The sequence below is a fragment of the Pseudomonas sp. KH_050 genome (assembly GCF_057838875.1).
The window spans coordinates 4,722,080-4,742,747 of record NZ_CM174478.1 but is presented as its reverse complement, the minus strand read 5'-3'; the positions used below and the strand labels follow the sequence as shown (position 1 = coordinate 4,742,747).

Annotated in this window: 10 protein-coding genes; 3 read left to right on the top strand and 7 right to left on the bottom strand. The window is 61.4% G+C overall.

Features of this window, described 5'->3' with window-relative positions; translation table 11 throughout:
- Nucleotides 1-5: 5 nt before the first annotated feature.
- The 4 genes from AC3IUA_RS21525 to speB all read right to left on the bottom strand — a co-directional run bounded on the left by AC3IUA_RS21525 (nucleotide 6) and on the right by speB (nucleotide 4,552).
- Nucleotides 6-1,385, bottom strand: a complete 1,380-nt coding sequence (locus tag AC3IUA_RS21525) for a sodium:solute symporter family protein (RefSeq protein ID WP_489356926.1) — start codon at nucleotides 1,383-1,385, stop codon at nucleotides 6-8.
- A 265-nt stretch (nucleotides 1,386-1,650) separates the two neighbouring features.
- Nucleotides 1,651-3,162, bottom strand: coding sequence for a purine-cytosine permease family protein (locus tag AC3IUA_RS21520; protein ID WP_489356925.1), 1,512 nt, complete (start codon nucleotides 3,160-3,162; stop codon nucleotides 1,651-1,653).
- 22 nt (nucleotides 3,163-3,184) lie between these two features.
- Complete coding sequence (locus AC3IUA_RS21515; protein ID WP_489356924.1) at nucleotides 3,185-3,592, bottom strand: YybH family protein; 408 nt, start codon at nucleotides 3,590-3,592, stop codon at nucleotides 3,185-3,187.
- A 9-nt stretch (nucleotides 3,593-3,601) separates the two neighbouring features.
- Nucleotides 3,602-4,552: an agmatinase gene (speB, locus tag AC3IUA_RS21510; RefSeq protein ID WP_489356923.1), complete on the bottom strand. Its 951-nt coding sequence runs from the start codon at nucleotides 4,550-4,552 to the stop codon at nucleotides 3,602-3,604.
- A gap of 368 nt (nucleotides 4,553-4,920) precedes the next feature.
- On the opposite strand from speB, the gene AC3IUA_RS21505 reads away from it, so the two are divergent.
- Nucleotides 4,921-5,814, top strand: a complete 894-nt coding sequence (locus tag AC3IUA_RS21505) for a LysR family transcriptional regulator (RefSeq protein WP_489356922.1) — start codon at nucleotides 4,921-4,923, stop codon at nucleotides 5,812-5,814.
- A 13-nt stretch (nucleotides 5,815-5,827) separates the two neighbouring features.
- Complete coding sequence (locus AC3IUA_RS21500) at nucleotides 5,828-6,430, top strand: tRNA-uridine aminocarboxypropyltransferase (RefSeq protein WP_489356921.1); 603 nt, start codon at nucleotides 5,828-5,830, stop codon at nucleotides 6,428-6,430.
- A 71-nt stretch (nucleotides 6,431-6,501) separates the two neighbouring features.
- Here AC3IUA_RS21500 and AC3IUA_RS21495 read toward each other — a convergent pair whose 3' ends face one another.
- Genes AC3IUA_RS21495 through AC3IUA_RS21485 form a run of 3 tightly spaced genes read right to left on the bottom strand, consistent with a single transcriptional unit; the run spans nucleotide 6,502 to nucleotide 11,403 of the window.
- Nucleotides 6,502-7,857, bottom strand: coding sequence for an HlyD family type I secretion periplasmic adaptor subunit (locus AC3IUA_RS21495; RefSeq protein WP_489356920.1), 1,356 nt, complete (start codon nucleotides 7,855-7,857; stop codon nucleotides 6,502-6,504).
- A gap of 9 nt (nucleotides 7,858-7,866) precedes the next feature.
- Entirely contained in the window at nucleotides 7,867-10,026 is a 2,160-nt protein-coding gene (locus AC3IUA_RS21490; RefSeq protein ID WP_489356919.1) for a type I secretion system permease/ATPase, read from the bottom strand.
- 18 nt (nucleotides 10,027-10,044) lie between these two features.
- Entirely contained in the window at nucleotides 10,045-11,403 is a 1,359-nt protein-coding gene (locus AC3IUA_RS21485; RefSeq protein WP_489356918.1) for a TolC family outer membrane protein, read from the bottom strand.
- 575 nt (nucleotides 11,404-11,978) lie between these two features.
- Here AC3IUA_RS21485 and AC3IUA_RS21480 point away from each other — a divergent pair.
- The gene (locus AC3IUA_RS21480; protein WP_489356917.1) at nucleotides 11,979-20,579 is read left to right on the top strand and encodes a retention module-containing protein; all 8,601 of its coding nucleotides are present in this window, start codon (nucleotides 11,979-11,981) and stop codon (nucleotides 20,577-20,579) included.
- Nucleotides 20,580-20,668: the final 89 nt, after the last annotated feature.

Genomic DNA, 20,668 nt, shown 5'->3' with positions numbered 1-20,668 from the left:
TCAGATTAGATCGTGTTTGCCACTGCCACCGGGCGAGGAGAAAACAGGCTGACCACGACGAAGCTGATCAAACCGACTGCCAGGCTGTAGTAGATCGGCGTGTTGGCATCCAGGCCATCCTTGAACATGAACACCAGAGCGGTGACAAAGCCCAGGCCCATGCTGGTGATGGCGCCAGCGGTGGTCGCACGTTTCCAGAAGATGGCGCCCATCAGCGGGATCAACATGCCGCCCACCAACAGGTTGTAGGCCAGGGTCAGCGCACTGATCACATCGTTGACCACCAGGGCGATGCCCAGCACCGCGATGCCGGTCAGCAGGGTGAACAGGCGATTGATGTTCAGGCTCGACTGTTTGCCGCCACGCAGTCTTGGCAGCATGTCTTCGGTCAGGGTGGTGGAGGCGGCCAGCAGACCGGCACTGGCGGTGGACATCATGGCGGCCAGCGCGGCAGCGATCACCAGACCCCGGATGCCGTCCGGCAGAGAGGCTTTGACGATTGCGGCAAAGGCATTGTTGACGTTGTCCAGGTCCGGCAGCAGCACGTGAGCGGCCATACCGATCAGGGCGCAGGCCAGGCCGTAGGCGATGCAATAGAACCCGGCGACGGTGCCGGCGACCTGGGCGACTTTTTCAGTTTTGGCGGTGAACACCCGCTGCCAGATGTCTTGACCGATCAGGATCCCGAAGAAGTAGATCAGGAAGTAGGTGATGATGGTGTCCCAACCGATAGTGGTGAAGCTGAAGTTCGAGGCTGGCAGCTTGGTCACCAACTCATCCCAACCGCCCACACGGTACAGGCAGATCGGCAGCAGGATGAACATCAGGCCGACGGTCTTGATCACGAACTGAACGATGTCGGTCAGGGTCAGCGACCACATGCCGCCAATGGTCGAGTAAACCACCACTACGCCACCGCCGAGCAGTACCGAGATCCAGAACGGCAGGCCGAACAACACTTCCAGTACGGTGCCGATTGCCAGGATCGAGGTCACGCCGATCATCAGCGCATAGGCCAGCATGATCACCGCGCTGGCCTGACGGGCCATCGGGTTGTAGCGTTTTTCCAGTATCTGGGTAACGGTGAAGATTTTCAGCTTGAGCAGCGGTTTGGCGAGGAACAGGTTCAGCGCGATGATGCCTACACCCAGCGCTGCGCAGAGCCAGAAGCCGGAGATGCCATGGACATAGCCCAGGCGCACGGTGCCGACAGTCGAGGCGCCACCCAGAACGGTGGCAGCCATGGTGCCCATGTACAGGGTCGGGCCGAGGTTGCGTCCGGCCACCAGGTAATCTTCGTGGGTCTTGGCCTTGCGCATGCCGTAGTAACCGAGCACCAGCATGCCGGCGGCATATATGAGTACAACAAATAAATCCAAAGCCATTACAACGTGTCTCCGATTGTCTTTTTTATGGTGAAACCAGGTTTAGAGCGCTTTTTGTGGTGGGGGAGCTTGCTGTGGCGAGGGGGCTTGCCCCCGTTCGACTCGGTCCGCGTTCGGGCGTAGCAGCCGCAAAACCGGCCACGGGTTCTTTCTGAAGAATTACCGTTGCTGATTCTGGGGCCGCTTCGCGACCCAGCGGGGGCAAGCCCCCTCGCCACAAAAGCTCCCTCGCCACATAAAGCCCGTTCCTACAGTTAGTTCGTTATCAGGCTGTTTGTCTTGCTTCAGATCTAGCGAGCGAATCCGTGCTCTTGCTGCGTGGATCGTTGGGTCCGAACACGGCTGCCGGTTCCGGGAACAGGCTCAGTAGCATCAGGTACACCAGCGAAGCCAGACCGAGAGTCACTGGCAAGCTGATATCGATACCACCCGCCAGGTCACCCAACGGGCCGACGAACTGCCCCGGCAGATTGACGAAGCACAGACCCACCAGCGCGCTGGGGATCCAGGCGCCCAGGCCACGCCAGTTCCAGCCGTGCTGGAACCAGTAGCGACCACCTTTCTCGCCGCGGGTGAACACTTGCAGGTCATCCGGGCAGTAGAAGCCGCGGCGCACCAGCAGGCCGATGATCATGATCACCATCCATGGGGTGGTGCAGGTGATGATCAGCACGGCGAAGGTCGACACGCTCTGCACCAGGTTCGCCGCAAAGCGCCCGATGAAGATAAAGGCAATCGACATCACGCCGATCAACAGCGTCGCCTTGACCCGCGACAGTACCCTCGGGAACACGCTGGACATGTCCAGCCCGGTGCCATATAGCGAAGTGGTACCCGTCGACATGCCGCCGATCACCGCAATCAGGCATACCGGCAGGAAGAACCAGCTCGGTGAAACCGCCAGCAGCCCGCCAACGTAGTTGTTCGCCGCGATGTAATCCGGCGCCTTGATCGCGACGATGGTCGCGGTGGCCAGGCCGAACAGAAACGGAATCAAGGTGGCGGCCTGCGCTGCGATGACCGCCAGCATGATCCGGCCTTTCGGGGTTTCGCGCGGGATGTAGCGCGACCAGTCGCCGAGGAACGCACCGAAGGAAATCGGGTTGCTCATGGCTACCAGCGCGGCACCGATGAAGGCTGCCCAGAAACCGGCCTGACCGAGGCTGACGGTGCCGGCGAACTGGCTGTCGAAGGCTGGCGCGAAGGCAAAAATCCCCAACAGGAACAGCAGGCTGGCAGCCCACACCGCAATCCGGTTGACCCACAACATGAAGCGGAAACCGTAAATGCACACGGTCAGCACCAGGATCGCGAACAGGCCGTAGGCCAGGCCCAGGCTCAGGTCGGTTTCCGGCAGGCCGATCAAACGCTTGGCGCCGCCGATCAACGCGTCACCCGAACTCCATACCGACAGCGAGAAGAACGCGATGGCGGTCAGCAACGACAGGAACGAACCGACGATCCGCCCGTGCACGCCGAAGTGCGCACCGGAAGACACGGCGTTGTTGGTGCCATTGAGCGGACCGAACAGGCCCATGGGCGCGAGGATGATCGAGCCGAGCAATACGCCCAGCACAATCGCCCAGACCCCGGCTTGAAACGACAGGCCGAACAGTACCGGGAAGCTGCCGAGCACGGCGGTAGCGAACGTGTTGGCACCACCGAAGATCAGTCGAAACAGATCGCTCGGTTTGGCGGTACGCTCATGGTCCGGGATCTGTTCAACCCCGAAGGTTTCAATAGTACTGATGCTGTTTTCTTTGTTTTTGTTATTCATGATCTGCTCCGATCACACGAGGCTAAGGGGGTGGCAGCCCTTCCGGCATTGCGGACAAATGTTCGTGGCAGGCGAGCCAGCGGCCTTGTTGTTGTTTGCGAAACACAATGGTTTCGCGTTCCTGGCTAAAGAATTGCTCCCCTTGCATGCGCAGCTCGGTGGCGACGTCATGAATAAAAATCGCCACGTCACCCTGCAGGCTGACGAAGGCATTGCTCGACGTGCACGAGAGCACTTCGAAGCCATCCTCGAGACGCCAGGTGTCCCACAAGGCCTGATAGGCCTCGCGGGACAGCAATGGCTGTTCGAGGGTGTAGAAAACGAAGCTGGCGTCGGCGCTGAACGCGCCGAAGTAGGCTTCGCGATCGTTACGGGCAAAGGCCGACACCAATTCGGCGGCGGCTTTGAGCACCTGATCACGCTCGCTCATGGTCAATCCTCAGCGATGGGCCACACCCGGCAGCACGCAGAGCATTTCGTACAGCAGGTTGGCGCCCAGCAGCGAGGTATTGCCGGTGGTGTCGTACGGCGGCGAGACTTCTACCAGATCGCAGCCGATCAGGTCGAGCCCTTGGCAACCGCGGATGATTTCGATCGCTTGAATGGTGGTCAGGCCGCCGATTTCCGGGGTCCCGGTACCCGGAGCCCAGGCCGGGTCGATGCCGTCGATGTCGAAGCTCAGGTACACCGGGCCGCCGCCGACTTTCTCGCGCACTTCAGCCATCAGCGGTGCCATCGATTGGTGCCAGCATTCTTCGGCCTGAATTACCCGGAAGCCCTGTTTACGGCTCCAGTTGAAGTCTTCGGCGGTGTAGCCCTGGGCCCGCAGACCAATCTGTACCACGCGGTCGCAGTCAATCAGACCTTCTTCCGCGGCGCGGCGGAAGGTGGTGCCGTGGGCGATTTTCTCACCGAACATGTGATCGTTCACATCGGCGTGGGCATCGATATGCACCAGACCGACCTTGCCATGCTTCTTGTGGATGGCACGCAGGATGGGCAGGGTGATGGTGTGGTCGCCACCCAGGGTCAGGGGGATAACGTTGTGCTCGAGGATGGCGTCGTAGGCTTCTTCGATGATGCGCACGGACTCCAGCAAGTTGAAGGTGTTGATCGCCACGTCACCGATGTCGGCGACCGACAGCGAGTCGAACGGTGCAGCACCGGTGGCCATGTTGTACGGGCGAATCATCACCGACTCAGCGCGAATCTCACGTGGTCCGAAGCGGGTGCCGGGGCGCAGCGAGGTGCCGATGTCCAGTGGGACGCCGATGAAGGCGGCGTCCAGTCCGGCAGCGGATTGCAAATGGGGGAGTCGCAGCATGGTGGCGATGCCGCCGAAACGCGGCATTTCGTTGCCGCCCAGTGGTTGGTGAAGAATCTTGTCCACGGGTAGGGCCTCATCGTCGTTGTTTTATTTATGATTTATGTCGATTGCACCGCTCCAGGAAGAGACGGGCACCGTTGAGGGCTGATTCTGCGAAATGTAGTGGTCGGGAAGAATCGCTACGGGCAAATACTTAGTTCAGATTTTTCTAAACTAATGGGCTTCGGCGGATTAGACTTCGCATCAAGTGCTTAAGGCGACGCCGAACCTGTGGCGAGGGAGCTTGCTCCCGCTCGAGTGCGAAGCGCTCGCAAACCAGGCTACTCGGTCTGTTTGACGAAACGCGGTTGCAGGTTTTACGACTGCTGCGCAGCCGAGCGGGAGCAAGCTCCCTCGCCACAAAGGTTTTTTCCCTGTTTCCGGAGCCCCCCATGGCCAATGCTTTACCCGACCTCAAACTTTTGCGCATCTTCGTCAGCGTGGTTCGGCATCAGGGGTTTGCCAATGCCCAGCAGGAACTCAACCTGTCGACGTCGGCCATCAGCACTTACATGAGCCAGCTCGAAGCCGCGTTGGGCCTGGTGCTATGCCATCGTGGCCGGGGCGGTTTCAGCTTGACCAGCAAAGGCGAGTTGTTCCATCAGGAGACCCTGCGCCTGCTCGGCGAGCTGGAAGGCTTCGAGCAATACGCTGCGGCGCTCAAAGGTGAGTTGCGCGGCACCCTCAACCTCGGGGTGATCGACTCCACCGTCAGCGACAAGGCCCTGCCGTTCGCCGAAGCCATCGGTGCCTATAGCCAGGAGCACCCGGCGGTGCATTTGCACTTGTCGGTCATGAGTCCCTACGAGCTGCAACTCGGGGTCCAGGACAATCGTCTGGATCTGGCCATCGGTGCGTTCTCCACTCGCATGAGCGGGCTGGTTTATATGCCGCTGTACCGCGAGCAGCACTGGCTGTATTGCAGCAATCGTCATCCGTTGTTCAGCGAGCGGCGTATCCCCGAGCAAGTCATCACCCAGCAGCGGATGGTCGGGCGCGGATACTGGAGCCAGGCCGAACTGGCGCGCCATGGCTTCAAGCACAGTGCGGCGACGGTGGAGAGTATGGAGGCGCAATTGATTCTGGTGCTGTCCGGCGCCTACATCGGTTACCTGCCGGAGCATTACGCCCAGGCCTGGGCCGACAAGGGCGATTTGCGCGTGCTGTTGCCGGCGACCTTTGGTTATCAGGCGCCGTTCTCGATGATCGTGCGTCGAGGTCGCAGCCGTGAACCGCTGATCCAGACTTTTCGCGATTTGCTCAAAGCCCAACTCAACCAGGTCTGATCGGGAGGTCTCCATGTCCAGAAGCCACTGCGCCCGTTGTCTGCGCCCTGAAACCCATTGCCTGTGCCCATTGATTCCGCACCTGGACAGCCGCACCCGGGTATTGCTGTTGCAGCATCCGAGCGAAGTGAACCATGCGCTGAATACCGGGCGGCTGGCGGCGTTGGGGCTGAACAATGCCGAGTTGATCGTCGGCGAGGTGTTTGAGGATTTACCTGGATTGCTCAACCAGCCGGGTTATCAGGCGCGGTTGTTGTTCCCGGGGGAGGATGCGCAGCCATTGCAGGCCTACATCCCGGCGGATCAACCGATGCTGCTGGTGGTGCCGGACGGCACCTGGCGCAAGGCGCGCAAGATGCTGCACCTCAACCCGTTGCTGGCGGCCCTGCCGCGGGTGACGCTGGTCGAGGGCGCGGTATCGCGTTATCGGTTGCGCAAGGCGCCGGGCCCGGGGGCGTTGTCGACGGTGGAGGCTATCGTTCAGGCGTTACAGGTCCTGGAAGCACCGGCCTCGTTCGAGCCGTTGTTGCGACCGTTCGAAGCCTTGATCGAAGGGCAGATTGCGGCGATGGGGGAGGAGGTTTTTCGGCGTAATCACGGTGGGGGGATTTTGTAGAGAGCGGCGCGGTACCTTGTGGCGAGGGGGCAAGCCCCCTCGCCACATGAGGTGTTTATGCCCAGAAAGTCCTACCGCTCGCGCATCGCCTCGGTCCTGGCCTTGAGCACCGGTTTGAGCAAGTAATCCAGCACGCTTTTCTCGCCGGTGATGATGTCCACGGTGGCGACCATGCCGGGGATGATCAGCAGCGGTTTAACGTCGCCGCCCAGGTGGTTTTTGTCGGTGCGCACCTGGATCAGGTAGAAGCTGTTGCCCTTGTCGTCGGTGATGGTGTCGGCGCCGATCAGTTCGAGTTTGGCGCTCAGCCCACCGTAAATGGTGTAATCGTAGGCGCTGAACTTGACCATGGCTTTCTGCCCGGGATGCAGGAAGGCCACATCCTGCGGTCGGACCTTGGCTTCGATCAGCAGGTTGTCCTCCAGGGGCACGATTTCCACCATGTCGCTGCCTGGCTGGACCACCCCGCCAATGGTGTTGATCTTGAGCACCTTGATGATCCCGTGCACTGGTGAGACCACCGTGGTGCGGGTCACCCGGTCATCGATGGCGATGCTCGACGCGGTGATTTTCGACAGGTCGGTCCGTTTCTCGTTGAGCTCCTTGGCGGCATCCGAACGGAAGCCCTGCACCGATTCATCGAGCTTGCTCTTGATCTCGTTGATCGCTGATTCGGCCCGTGGAATGGCGAGGGTGGTGGCGTTCAACGAGCCGCGAATCTCCACCGCGCTGCGTTTGAGCCGAAGAATTTCCACGGGTGACACCGCGCCGGTGCCCACCAGCGGCGCCGACATGTTCATTTCCTGTTGCAGCAGCGCCAGGCTGGAACTGAATTGGCCCTGTTTTGAACGGAATTCCGCCAGTTCCTGGGTTTTTTGCCGAAGCTGTTCGGTGAGTGTGCGTTGCTCGCTGGCCAGCCGCCGTTGCCGTTGTTCGAACAGTGAACGCTCGTCTTCAGCCACTTGCGGGGCTTTGGCGATGACTTCGTCGGAGAGCTTGAAAGGCCGTCCTTCGGCCTCGGCGGACAAGCGCTCGACCTGAGCGATCAAGGCAAAACGATCGGCTTCACTCTCGCCCTTATTAGACAGAAACCGCGTGTCGTCGAGGCGCAGCAGGGTGTCGCCCTTATTCACCATTTGCCCTTCGCGCACGAAAATTTCGGTGACGATCCCGCCCTCCAGGTTCTGGATCACCTGGACCTTGCTCGACGGAATCGCCTTGCCTTCGCCCGTGGTGACTTCCTGCAGCACTGCGTACTTGGCCCAGACCAGTGCGGTGACGATCAGCGCCGCGGCGATCCATACCGTCATCCGCGACCAGCGCGGCGAATCCTGCAGCGACGCCCCGGCCACGTCGGGCATGAAGTCGCTTTCCGCGCTTTTGCTGAAGCTGTCGAAATAGCCGCGTGAACCTTGTGAAGCAGACATAGGCGACCCCTAAACAGCCGCAGAGCCGACACGGCCCTTGCGCAGTGCATCGATGACCGCTTCCTTCGGCCCGTCGGCGACGATCCGACCGTTGTCCAGCACCACCAATCGATCCACCAGGCTGAGCATCGAGGTGCGGTGGGTGACCAGCAGCAAGGTCTTGCCCTGAACCCACGTGTGCAGTCGCTGACGCAGGACATCTTCGCTGCTGTTGTCCATGGCGCTGGTGGGTTCGTCGAGCAACATGATCGGCGGGTCGAGCAACAGCGCTCGGGCCAGCAACACGGCTTGACGCTGGCCACCGGAGAGTAACTGGCCGCGCTCGCCCACGGGGCGGTCAAAACCTTGTGGGTGCTGCCGGGCGAGCTCAGTGACACCGGTCAGTTCGGCGACTTCAAGCATCCTGGAATCGCTGATATAGCGCGCACCCAGGGTCAGGTTGTCGCGCAGGCTGCCGGCCAGCAGCGGCAGGTCATGGGCGACGTAACCGATTTGCTGGCGCAGGTCGGCGACGTCCAGTTGCCGCAGGTCCAGGCCATCGAGCAGCAGTTGGCCTTCCTGCGGCGCATAAAAGCCCATCACCAGCCGTGCCAGGGTGCTTTTGCCAGAGCCGCTGCGACCGATGATGCCGATCCGTTCGCCGGGCTTCATGCTGAAACTGATAGTGGTCAGGGCCGGGGCGTTTTGCCCGGTGTAGCGGAAAGTCACCTGGTTGACGTCCAGCGCGCCCTGCAGTTGGGTGCGTTCCAGTGGCCGCTGCCTGGCGTCGCGCTCTTGTGGCAGAGACATCAATGCATCGGTGCTGCGCATCGTCAGTTGGGCTTGCTGATAGCGGGTGATCAGCCCGGCGATTTGCCCGAGCGGCGCCAGCACCCGGCTGCCGAGCATGTAGGTCGCCACCAGGGCGCCGACACTGAGGTTGCCGGCGATGATGCTGTAGACCCCGGCGACGATGGTCGCCATGCCGCAGAGCTGCTGAATGAACAAAGTGCCGTTGGTGGCCAGCGCCGACAGGTTGCGCGCATGGCTGTCCAGGCGGGTCAGGGCACCGTGGGTGCTTTCCCATTTGTGCTGGCGTTCGCTTTCGGCGCTACAAGCCTTGAGGGTTTCCAGGCCGCCGAGGGTTTCGATCAGCAAGGCCTGGCGTTCGGCGCCCAGGCTCAGGCTTTTCTGCACGGTGTCGCGCAAGCGGGCCTGAATCAGCATGGCGAAAATGATCGTGATCGGAAACGCCAGCAGCGCAATCACCACCAGCCAGCCACCCAGCAGGCCAATCACGCCCAGCATCAGCACGGCGAACGGCAGGTCGATCAGGCTGGTCAGGGTCACGGCGGTGAGGAATTCGCGCAGGCCCTGAAAGTCATGAATACTCTGGGCAAATCCGCCGATGGTTGCCGGGCGGGCTTTCATCGACATGCCGGTGATGCGTTCGAACAGGGTAGCGGAAAGGATAATGTCGGTCTTTTTCCCGGCCTGGTCCAGCAAGTGGGCACGGACCACCCGCAGCACCAGTTCAAAGCCGGTGCCGATCAGCAGCCCGATGGACAGTACCCAAAGTGTCGAGGTCGCCTGATTCGGCACCACGCGGTCGTAGGTCTGCATGACGAACAGCGGCACCATCAACCCCAGCAGGTTGATCAGGAAACTCGCGAGAATCGCATCGCTGTACAGCCAGCGCGACAGCTTCAGGGTGTCGCGGAACCAGGCTTCGACCCGCGGCACCAACGGCGCGCGCAAGTCTTCGAGTTCATGCCGCGGCCGGGCGAACAGCGCCTGGCCACTGTAATCGTCGGCCAGTTCTTCACGGCTGACCCATTGTTCACCGCCTTCGGCTTCGCTGGGCAGAATCAACGCCTTGCCATCGTCGCCCCAGCGCCGCAAGACCGCGCAGCGGCCATGCTTGAGAATCAGCAACACCGGTAAATTCAACGCCGAGATGGCCCCCAGTTCCCGGCGCAGCAAACGCGCCTGCAGGCTGGCCCGGGCGGCTGCGCGTGGCAGCAGGTCCAGGCTCAGACGCTGTTGGGCCAACGGCAATCCGGCGCTCAAACTGGCACGGCTGACATTGCAGTCGTGCAGTTTGCAGAGGATCAACAATCCGTCCAACAGCGGGTCATCAAAGCTCAGGCGCGGATCAACGCCAGTGCTTACAGGTTCCATGCTGGTCAAATTGAACTCTCCTTTTACCTACTTCATTTCTGGCAAACGGGCTTCGCTTCTCACATCCGATGCGGCGATGGCTTCGGCGGGCACCACCACTTTCTCCTTGTTCAGCAATTCGCCCATGTTGGCCAGCACGCGGTACATGGAGAACTCTTCGACGTAGCGCACTTCGGTGTAGCGACGGTTGGCGTTATACAGCTCGTTTTCACTGTCGAGCAGGTCAAGCAGGGTCCGTTGGCCCAGGCCGAACTGGTCCTGGTACGCCGCTCGCACGCGAGTGGTGGTTTCGGCGTACTCGCGGGCTGTCGGGGTTTGTTTCTTCGCATTGACCATGGCGTTCCAGGCCAGGGTGATGTTCTCGTTGAGCAGGCGCAGGGCGTTGTTGCGGATATCCATCGCCTGATTGATCTTGTGCGCATCCGATTGCAGCCGGGCCTTGTCACTGCCGCCCCGGAACAGGTTGTAGTTCATCACTACACCGACCCGCCATTCGTTGTCATGGCCCTTGTCGCCTTGAATATTATCGTTGGCGCCGACCGCGGCCTCGGCATCGAAGCGTGGATAGAACGGCGATTTGGCGACCTCGTACTGGCTCTCGGCGGCATGCACGTCAGCCTGTGCCGATTTCAGGTAAGGGTTGTTCTCCAGCATGCTTTGCCGCGCATCCGGCAAGGTCGCGGGTATTTCGCCCCTGATCGAGGGGAGGGTTTCCAGTTCATCGGGCAGGCGTCCGACAGCGCTGAAGAAATTCGCCTCGGCATCGGCCAGATCGACCTGGGCGGTGTCGTAGTTGTTTTCCGCCAATGCCCGGCGAGCGCTCGACTGGTCGCGGTCGGCGTTGCTGCCGACGCCACGCTCGGTGCGCAGACCGATCTGATCATTGACCCGCAGGTGCGCTTGCAAGTTGTTTTTGGCCAGGGTTACCAGCTCACGGCGCTTGAGCACTTCGAGGTACACCTCAATGGTGCGCAAGGCCAGGCTTTCGGCGGTGCCGCGGGTGTAATAGGCCCGCGAATTGACGACCGATTTTGTTCGTCCGACTTCGTTGGCGGTGTTGAAACCATCAAACAGCATCTGCCGCAGGCGCAGTTCCGACTGGGTATAGGTCAGGGTTTCCTTGTTGTGATTACCCAGGGCGCGGGTGGTGGTGTTGTCGCTGTAGCCACGGCCATAAGCGGCATTCAAATCGACTGTCGGGAAGAAGCCCCCTCTGGCAACTTTCACATCTTCGTCGGCAGACAGGCGATTGTTCTCGCTGGCGTGTAGTTCCGGGTGGTTATCCAGCGTGCTCTGAATCGCTTCAGTCAGTGACATGGCGTGGGCCTGATGCGAGCAAACCATGGCAACTAAAATTGCGCTGCAGAGGGGTTTCAAAACGCCCATAGGTACATCTCCCTGGTCCTGATGGTGCTTAGTCGTCGTCAAAAAAATGACGATCTTTATAGGTCAAACCGTTTCAGGTTTGTAACAAGGAGCTAAGAACATCTTGGGGAGAAGCTAAGAAGAATTTCTCATAAATCTTATGCCGAAAAAAACTTATGCGCTCTGCAAAATCCAGCACATTGTTCAATCCAGAAGTCCCGAGTTACAAGCGCTAGGGAGCTTTTTCGGGATCAAGGAAAGTTCAATCCATTTTTTCACATAGGGCGGGGAAGTGGTGGAGGGGAGGGAGTGACGCGGTTTTTTGATGGCGGTTTTTTGACGCTATTGTAAGGGGATCGTGACACTGCTTTCGCGGGAGGGCTGTCCGGCTGGGATGAGGTTGTTTCATCCGATTTACACGGCGCAAACAGCAGGCCCCGCGAGGGATGAGTGAGGTGAGAAGATCGCGACGGAGCGCAGTTTACCTGTGAGTAAACGAGCTGCCAGGCAGATGTCCGCCAAGCAACCCGGTAACGCCATAAACACTTTCTCCATACAACAAGATGCCGATAGCGGTCGGCGGCGGAGGAATGCACATGGCAACGCTCATCGGTATCGTCAGTCAGGTGGTCGGTCAGGTTTTCGCTGTTGCGGGTGATGGAACCCGACGCGCCCTGGTCGAGGGGGACCGCTTGTTTGCCGGAGATCAACTGGTCACCGGTGCCGAAGGCGCGGTGGCGGTGAAGTTGCAAAATGGCCATGAACTGACGCTGGGGCGCGACAGCAGCGTGCAAATGACTGCGCAACTGCTGACGCACCAGGCGCCCCATGTGGAGACGCCGGAGTCGGTGACGCCCAGCCAGGCGCAACTGAGCGATGTCGAACAGCTGCACAAAGCCATTGCCGCGGGTGACGACCCGACCCAGACCGCTGAGGCCACCGCGGCCGGGCCTGACGGAACAAACGGGAGCGGCAATGCCGGCGGCGGTCACTCCTTCGTGTTGCTGGAAGAAACGGCGGGTCGGGTTGATCCGGTCATCGGTTTCCCTACGGCAGGTTTCAACGGCATTCCCGAACTTCCCCTGGAGCGTATTGCCGGCGACCCGGACAACGGCGGCAACGACCAGGATCCGGCGATCGTGCTACCCAGCAATCCGGTGAGCCTGACCGGCCTGACGGTGCAAGGCGGTGAGCTGACCTTCAATGAAGCCAATCTGGCCCAGGGCTCGGCGAGCGATCCGGCGGCGCTGACCCAAAGCAGTACGTTCAGCATCTCTGCGCCAGACGGGCTGTTCAGTTTGAGCATCGGTGGGATCAACGTGATCAGTGGCGGGGTGGCCGCCGGCTTCCCGCAGTCGATCACCACCCAACTCGGCAACACCCTGACCATCACCGGCTACGACCCGGCCACTGGCGTGGTGAGTTACAGCTACACCCTGGTCGGCAATGAAACCCATTCCGCCGCCGACGGCGCCAACAGCCTGAGCGAACAGTTCACGGTCGTTGCCAGCGACAGCAACGGAGATTCGACCACCGGTTCGCTGGACATCAACATCACCGACGATGTGCCAAAAGCGTTCGACGACAGCAATGCCAGCATCGCCTCGGAGAGTTTGCTGACCCTGACCGGCAGCGTACTGACCAATGACCTGCAAGGCGCCGACCGCGTGCCGAGCGGACCGATCATCAGCGGTACTTTCACCGGCACCTACGGCACCCTGGTGCTGGCGGCCGATGGTACGTACACCTACACGGTTCACACCACCGATCCGGCCTTTTTGGCGCTGCAGGGTGGTGGTAATGGGACCGACAGTTTCACCTATACGCTGACCGATGCCGATGGCGATACCAGCACTGCCAACCTGGTGTTGCAGGTCCACAACAACGACGAACCGGTCACCATCGGCGGGCTCACTGCCGAGGGCGGTGAACTCACAGTCTACGAAAGCAATCTCGGCGATGGCAGCAGTCCGGATGCTCCGGCGCTGACTCAAAGCGGCACCTTCACCGTATCGGCGCTGGATGGTCTGCAGACCCTTAGCGTCGGCGGCATCAGCGTGGTCAGTGGTGGGGTGGCCAGCGGTTTCCCGCAGTCGGTGACCACCGCGTTGGGCAATACCCTGACCATCACCGGCTACAACGCCAGCACTGGGGTGGTCAGCTACAGCTACACCCTGGCCGACAACGAAGCACATGATTCGGGCAACGGTAGCAACAGCCTCAGCGAGCACTTCAACGTAGTCGCCACTGACACCGATGGCAGTACCTCCAGCGGTTCACTGGATGTGAATGTGGTCGATGACCTGCCGACGGCTGTCGACGACAGCAACGCCGGCACCGCTTCGCAAAGCCAGCTGAACCTGACCGGTAACGTGCTGACTAACGACACCCAAGGCGCGGATCGCACCGCCACAGGGCCGATCACGGCCGGAACTTTTACCGGCACCTACGGGACCCTGGTGCTGGCTGCGGATGGTACTTACACCTATACCGTGCATACCACCGATCCAGCGTTCCTCGCCTTGCAGGGTGGTGGCAGTGCCAGTGACACTTTTGCCTACACCATCACCGATGCGGACGGCGATACCAGCACCGCGAACCTGGTGCTGCAGGTCCATAACAACGATGACCCGGTCACCATTGGCGGCCTTGATGCCGAGAGTGGCGAACTCACCGTCTACGAACAAAACCTCAGTGACGGCAGCAGTCCGGATGCCGGTGCATTGACCCAAAGCGGGACCTTCACCGTATCGGCGCTGGATGGCTTGCAAAGCCTGACGGTCGGCGGCATCACGGTGGTCAGCGGCGGGGTGGCCGCCGGCTTCCCGCAATCGATCACCACCGGTTTGGGCAATACCCTGACCATCACCGGCTACAACGCCAGCACCGGGGTGGTCAGCTACAGCTACACCCTGGTCGATAACGAAGATCACCCCACCGCCAACGGTGCCAACAGCCTCGGCGAACAGTTCAGCGTGGTCGCCACCGACACCGATGGCAGCACCGCCAGCGGTTCGCTGGACGTGAATGTGGTCGATGACCTGCCAACCGCCGCCAATGACAGCAACGCCGGCACCGCCTCGGAAAGCAACCTGATCCTGAGCGGCAACGTGCTGAGCAACGATACCCAGGGTGCTGACCGTGTACCGACCGGGCCAGTTACCGCCGGAACCTTTACCGGCACCTACGGCACCCTGGTGCTGGCCGCCGACGGCACTTACACCTACACCCTGAATCCCGATGACCCGGACTTCAAGGGACACGGTGGCGAAAGTGATACTGATACCTTCACCTACACCATCACCGACGCCGACGGTGATACCAGCACCGCCCAACTGGTGTTGCAGGCCCACAACAACAACGACCCGGTCACCATTGGCGGGCTCACTGCCGAGGGCGGTGAACTGACCGTCTACGAGCAAAACCTCAGCGATGGCAGCAGTCCGGATGCCCCGGCACTGACCCAAAGCGGGACCCTCACAGTTACCGCGCTCGATGGCCTGCAGACCCTCACAGTCGGCGGTATCAATGTGGTCAGTGGCGGGGTGGCTGCCGGCTTCCCGCAATCGATCACTACCGGTTTGGGCAACACCCTGACCATCACCGGCTACAACGCCAGCACCGGCGTCATCAGCTACAGCTACACCCTGGCCGACAACGAAGATCACCCGACCGCCACTGGCGCCAACAGCCTCAGCGAACACTTCACCGTGGTTGCCACTGACACCGATGGCAGCACCGCCAGCGGTTCGCTGGACGTGAATGTGGTCGATGACCTGCCGACCGCTGCCAATGACAGCAACGCCGGCACCGCCTCGCAAAGCAACCTGATCCTCAGCGGTAATGTACTGAGCAACGATACCCAGGGCACCGATCGCGTGCCCACCGGGCCGATCACGGCCGGAACGTTTACCGGCACCTACGGGACCCTGGTGCTGGCGGCAGATGGCACGTACACCTACACCGTGTACAGCACTGATCCAGCGTTCCTCGCCTTGCCGGGGGGTGGCAGTGCCAGTGACACTTTTGCCTACACCATCACCGATGCGGACGGCGATACCAGCACCGCGAACCTGGTGTTGCAGGTCCACAACAACGACGATCCGGTCACCATTGGCGGGCTTGATGCCGAGGGCGGCGAACTGACCGTCTACGAACAAAACCTCAGCGATGGCAGCAATCCGGATGCTCCGACGCTGACTCAAAACGGCACCTTCACCGTATCGGCGCTCGATGGCCTGCAGACCCTCACGGTCGGCGGCATCAATGTGGTCAGCGGCGGGGTGGCCGCCGGCTTCCCGCAATCGATCATCACCGGTTTGGGCAATACCCTGACCATCACCGGCTACAACGCCAGCACCGGCGTCATCAGCTACAGCTACACCCTGGTCGATAACGAAGATCACCCCACCGCCAACGGTGCCAACAGCCTCGGCGAACAGTTCAGCGTGGTCGCCACCGACACCGATGGCAGCACCGCCAGCGGTTCGCTGGACGTGAATGTGGTCGATGACCTGCCAACCGCCGCCAATGACAGCAACGCCGGCACCGCCTCGGAAAGCAACCTGATCCTGAGCGGCAACGTGCTGAGCAACGATACCCAGGGTGCTGACCGTGTACCGACCGGGCCAGTTACCGCCGGAACCTTTACCGGCACCTACGGCACCCTGGTGCTGGCCGCCGACGGCACGTACACCTACACCCTGAATCCCGCTGACCCGGACTTCAAGGGGCACGGAGGAGAAGGCGACAGCGAGACCTTCACCTACACCATCACCGACGCGGACGGTGATACCAGTACCGCCAAACTGGTGCTGCAGGTCCACAACAACGACGATCCGGTCACCATTGGCGGGCTTGATGCCGAGAGTGGCGAACTGACCGTCTATGAACAAAACCTCAGCGATGGCAGCAGTCCGGATGCCGGTGCATTGACCCAAAACGGCACCTTCACCGTCACCGCGCTGGATGGCTTGCAAACCCTCACGGTCGGCGGCATCGCGGTCATCAGCGCCGGGACCGTCAACGGCTTCCCGCAATCGATCACCACCGGTTTGGGCAACACCCTGACCATCACCGGCTACAACGCCAGCACCGGGGTGGTCAGCTACAGCTACACCCTGGCCGACAACGAAGATCATCCGACGGCCAACGGTGCCAACAGCCTCGGCGAACATTTCAGCGTGGTCGCCACCGACACCGATGGCAGCACGGCCCGTGGTTCACTGGACGTTCGGGTGGTCGATGACCTGCCGACCGCCGCCAATGACAGCAACGCCGGCACCGCGTCGGAAAGCAACCTGATCCTGAGCGGTAACGTGCTGAGCAACGACACTCAAGGCGCTGACCGCGTGCCCACCGGGCCAGTCACGGCCGGGACCTACACCGGCACCTATGGCACCCTGGTGCTGGCCGCCGACGGCACGTACACCTACACCCTGAATCCCGATGACCCGGACTTCAAAGGACACGGTGGCGAAGGCGACAGCGAGACCTTCTACTACACCATCACCGACGCGGACGGCGATACCAGCACTGCCAAACTGGTGCTGCAGGTCCACAACAACAATGACCCGGTCACCCTCAACGGTCTCGACATCGCTTACGGAGAACTGACCGTCTACGAGAAAAACCTCAGCGACGGCAGCAGCCCGAATACACCGGCACTGACCCAAAACGGCAGCTTCACCGTCACCGCGCTGGACGGTGTGCAAACCCTGAGCGTTGGCGGCATCAGCGTGGTCAGCGGCGGGGTGACCGCCGGCTTCCCGCAATCGATGACTACCGCACTGGGCAGCACCCTGACCGTCACCGACTACAACGCCAGCACCGGCGTAGTCAGTTACAGCTACACCCTGGTCGATAACGAAACCCACCCGACCGGGCTGGGCGCCAACGTTATCGCCGAGCACTTCACCGTGATCGTCACCGATACCGATGGCAGCACGGCGTCGGGGGTGATTGACGTGAACATCGTCGACGATCTGCCGAGCGCCGCCCCTGATGTGACCCACATCGCCGAGGGCGGTGTGGTCAGCGGCAATGTGTTGCTCAATGACGGTGCCGGCGCCGATGGGTTCAGCCCGTCCGGCGCGGTGATCGGGGTGCGGGCAGGCAGCGATACGTCGACTTCGGCTGTCGGCGGCCTCAACTCGACCCTCCATGGTACCTACGGCTACCTGACCCTGGACGCCGCAGGCAATGCGGTCTATCGCAGCAACCCGAACTTGGTGAGCCCGCCGGGGGCCACGGACGTTTTCACCTACACCGTCCGGGATGCCGATGGCGATGAAAGCACCACGATCCTTTCCATCAACGTCTGTGACAGCGGGCTCAAAGGGCTTTACGACCAGGACGTAACGGTCTTCGAAAAAGCCCTGGACCTGAGTAAGGACGGCCAGGACCTGGCCGCCGGCACTGTGATCGGCAGCGACCCGAGCTCCAGTGCGGAAACCGCCGCCGGCACGCTGGTCGGCTCAGTCTTCGGAGGCACCGGCGGCATCACTTACAGTCTGGTGGGCAGCGCGGCCGGTAGCTACGGACAGCTCCTGCTTAACCCCAACGGTACCTACACCTACACCCTGACCTCGGCCCCGAAAACCTCGCCGAACGCCAACGACGGGGCGAATACCCTCAGCGAAAGCTTCACCTACACAGCCACTGATGCACTGGGCAATAGCACCACCAGCAGCATTGTGGTGAGCATCGTCGACGACGTGCCCAAAGCGGTCGCCAGCGAACATTCGGTGACGGCGGTCGAAATCGATTCGAACCTGCTGCTGGTGATCGACGTGTCCGGCAGTATGGTTGACCCCTCCGAGGTGTCAGGCCTGTCGCGGCTGGACCTGGCCAAGCAGGCCATCAGTGCCTTGCTCGATAAGTACGACGACCTGGGCGATGTGAAAGTGCAGATCGTCACCTTCAGCGGCACCGCTACCAACACCACTCCGATCTGGGTTGATGTGGCGACGGCCAAGTCGATCATCGACACCCTGACTGCGGGCGGTGGCACCAACTACGACGCCGCCGTCGCGGCGGCGAAGCTGGCGTTCGTGACCCCGGGGCAACTGACCGGGGCGCAGAATGTCGGCTACTTTTTCTCCGACGGCAAACCCACCAGCGGCTTTGAAACCGGTGCAGCGGATGAGGCGGCCTGGAAAGCGTTCCTCGACGCCAATGGCATCAAGAACTATGCGATTGGCCTGGGCAGCGGCGTCAGCAACGCCAACCTCGATCAACTGTCCTATGACGGCAGCACCCACACCAACACCAACGCAGTGCTGGTGACTGACCTCAATCAACTCAACTCGGTACTCTCGGGCACCGTGCAAGGCGCACCGGTCACCGGCACGCTGCTGGGCGAGGGCGGCACATTCGGCGCCGATGGCGGCTTCATCAAATCCATCGTCGTCGACGGCACCACCTACACCTATGACCCTAAAGGCAACAGCAACCAGGGCCTGCTGGCGTTCAGTGGCGGGGATAATCACGGCACCTTCGACACCGCCAACAACAGCATCAGCATCGCCACCAGCAATGGCGGCACCCTGGTGATCAACCTCGACACCGGCGACTTCACCTATACCCCGCAGATGGTCACCGGCGTGCTGATCACCGAGAACTTCGGCTACACCGTCAGCGACAACGACGGTGACCTGGCCAGTTCCAGCCTGGTGATCAAGGTCAACCCGAATGCACCACCGGTGGCGGTCGATGACCACATCATCACCAACGTGCTGTCCAACAAACTGGTGATCCCGGGGGACGTATTGCTGGCCAATGACAGCGATGCCAACGGCGATCCGTTGACGGCCGCACCTACCACGTTCAATACCGGGTGGGCCGCCAGGGGGGCGGAGTTCACGGCAACCAGCCTCAAGACCATTGTCTTTTCCGGGTCCGACAACAACAGTACCAACCAGGCGGTCACTGTCGCTCGCGCCGCCTTCAACGCCAATACTGTCGCGATGACTGCGGTGGTGATCGTCAGCGGTTATCTGGGGAAGGTGAGTGGCGCCAACGCCAACGATGAGGACATGATCAGCGTCAACCTGAAACAGGGAGAGACCCTCAATCTCAATCACAACCTCGCGGCCGGCGATGTGAACATGGAGTATTCATTCAACGGCGGGGCCTTCACCGCGATTGGCGACAACGGGACCTTCACTGCGGGGGCGGACGGGACCTATAGAATCCACCTGGCCAATATCGCCGATGGCCCTGGTAACAGTGGTGCCGGCCTGGAAACCTACAAACTGACCATGACGGTCAACTATGCCGGGGCCCATGACAGCACCCCGTACTACCACGGGACCTACAGTGCCAACGACAACCACGGCGGTAGCGACAGCGCGGCGGTGGGCATCAATTACCAGGATGGGCATACCCTCACCGGCACCTCGGGCGACGATGTGCTGCTGGCGGGCAGCGGCGACAACCTGCTCAATGCCGGCGACGGCAATGATGTGCTCACAGCAGGTTCCGGCAACAACACCCTGCACGGCGAAGCCGGCAACGATCTGTTGTTCAGCGGCACCGGCAATGACCTGCTCGACGGCGGCACTGGCAATGACACAGCCAGCTACGCCCATGCCCCGGCCGAGGTGATGGTCGACCTCAACCTGCTCGGTGCGCAAAACACCGGCGGCGCTGGCAGCGATACCCTGACGGCGATCGAGAACCTGATCGGCTCCAGCTACAACGACAGCCTCACCGGCGACAACAACGCCAATATCATCACCGGTGGGCTGGGCAACGATGTGCTCAACGGCGGTGGCGCCGACGACTTCCTGATCGGCGGGCCGGGCAACAACAGCCTGACGGGCGGTGCGGGCAACGACACCTTCCAGTGGCTGCACGGCAACAGCGGGCATGACGTGGTCACCGACTTCACCCCGGGTGCCGACAAGCTCGACCTGTCGCAACTGTTGCAGGGCGAGAACGCCACCTCGGCTTCGCTCGACGACTACCTGCACTTCAAGGTCACCGGCAGCGGCGCCTCACTGGTGACCAGCATTGATGTCAGCTCGACAGCGGGTGCCACCCCGACCCAGACCATCGACCTGGCCGGGGTCAACCTCGCCAGCCATTACGGCGTGACCCCGGGGGCAGGCGGCGTGATCGCCGGCGGCGCGGACACCGCGACCATCATCAACGGCATGCTCAACGACCATTCGTTGAAGGTCGATACCGTCTGACCTGAAACGACAATACCCGCCAGCCTTGAGATAGGGGGGCGGGTTTTGTTTTGTCTGGCGGAAAACGAGATGGGAGGGAAACACTGCAC

Excerpts from the sequence above, each read along its gene's own strand:
- AC3IUA_RS21480 (WP_489356917.1), top strand. The coding sequence starts at position 11,979 with ATGGCAACGCTCATCGGTATCGTCAGTCAGGTGGTCGGTCAGGTTTTC.
- AC3IUA_RS21525 (WP_489356926.1), bottom strand. The coding sequence starts at position 1,385 with ATGGCTTTGGATTTATTTGTTGTACTCATATATGCCGCCGGCATGCTG.
- AC3IUA_RS21515 (WP_489356924.1), bottom strand. The coding sequence starts at position 3,592 with ATGAGCGAGCGTGATCAGGTGCTCAAAGCCGCCGCCGAATTGGTGTCG.
- AC3IUA_RS21500 (WP_489356921.1), top strand. The coding sequence starts at position 5,828 with ATGTCCAGAAGCCACTGCGCCCGTTGTCTGCGCCCTGAAACCCATTGC.
- AC3IUA_RS21520 (WP_489356925.1), bottom strand. The coding sequence starts at position 3,162 with ATGAATAACAAAAACAAAGAAAACAGCATCAGTACTATTGAAACCTTC.
- AC3IUA_RS21495 (WP_489356920.1), bottom strand. The coding sequence starts at position 7,857 with ATGTCTGCTTCACAAGGTTCACGCGGCTATTTCGACAGCTTCAGCAAA.
- AC3IUA_RS21505 (WP_489356922.1), top strand. The coding sequence starts at position 4,921 with ATGGCCAATGCTTTACCCGACCTCAAACTTTTGCGCATCTTCGTCAGC.
- AC3IUA_RS21485 (WP_489356918.1), bottom strand. The coding sequence starts at position 11,403 with ATGGGCGTTTTGAAACCCCTCTGCAGCGCAATTTTAGTTGCCATGGTT.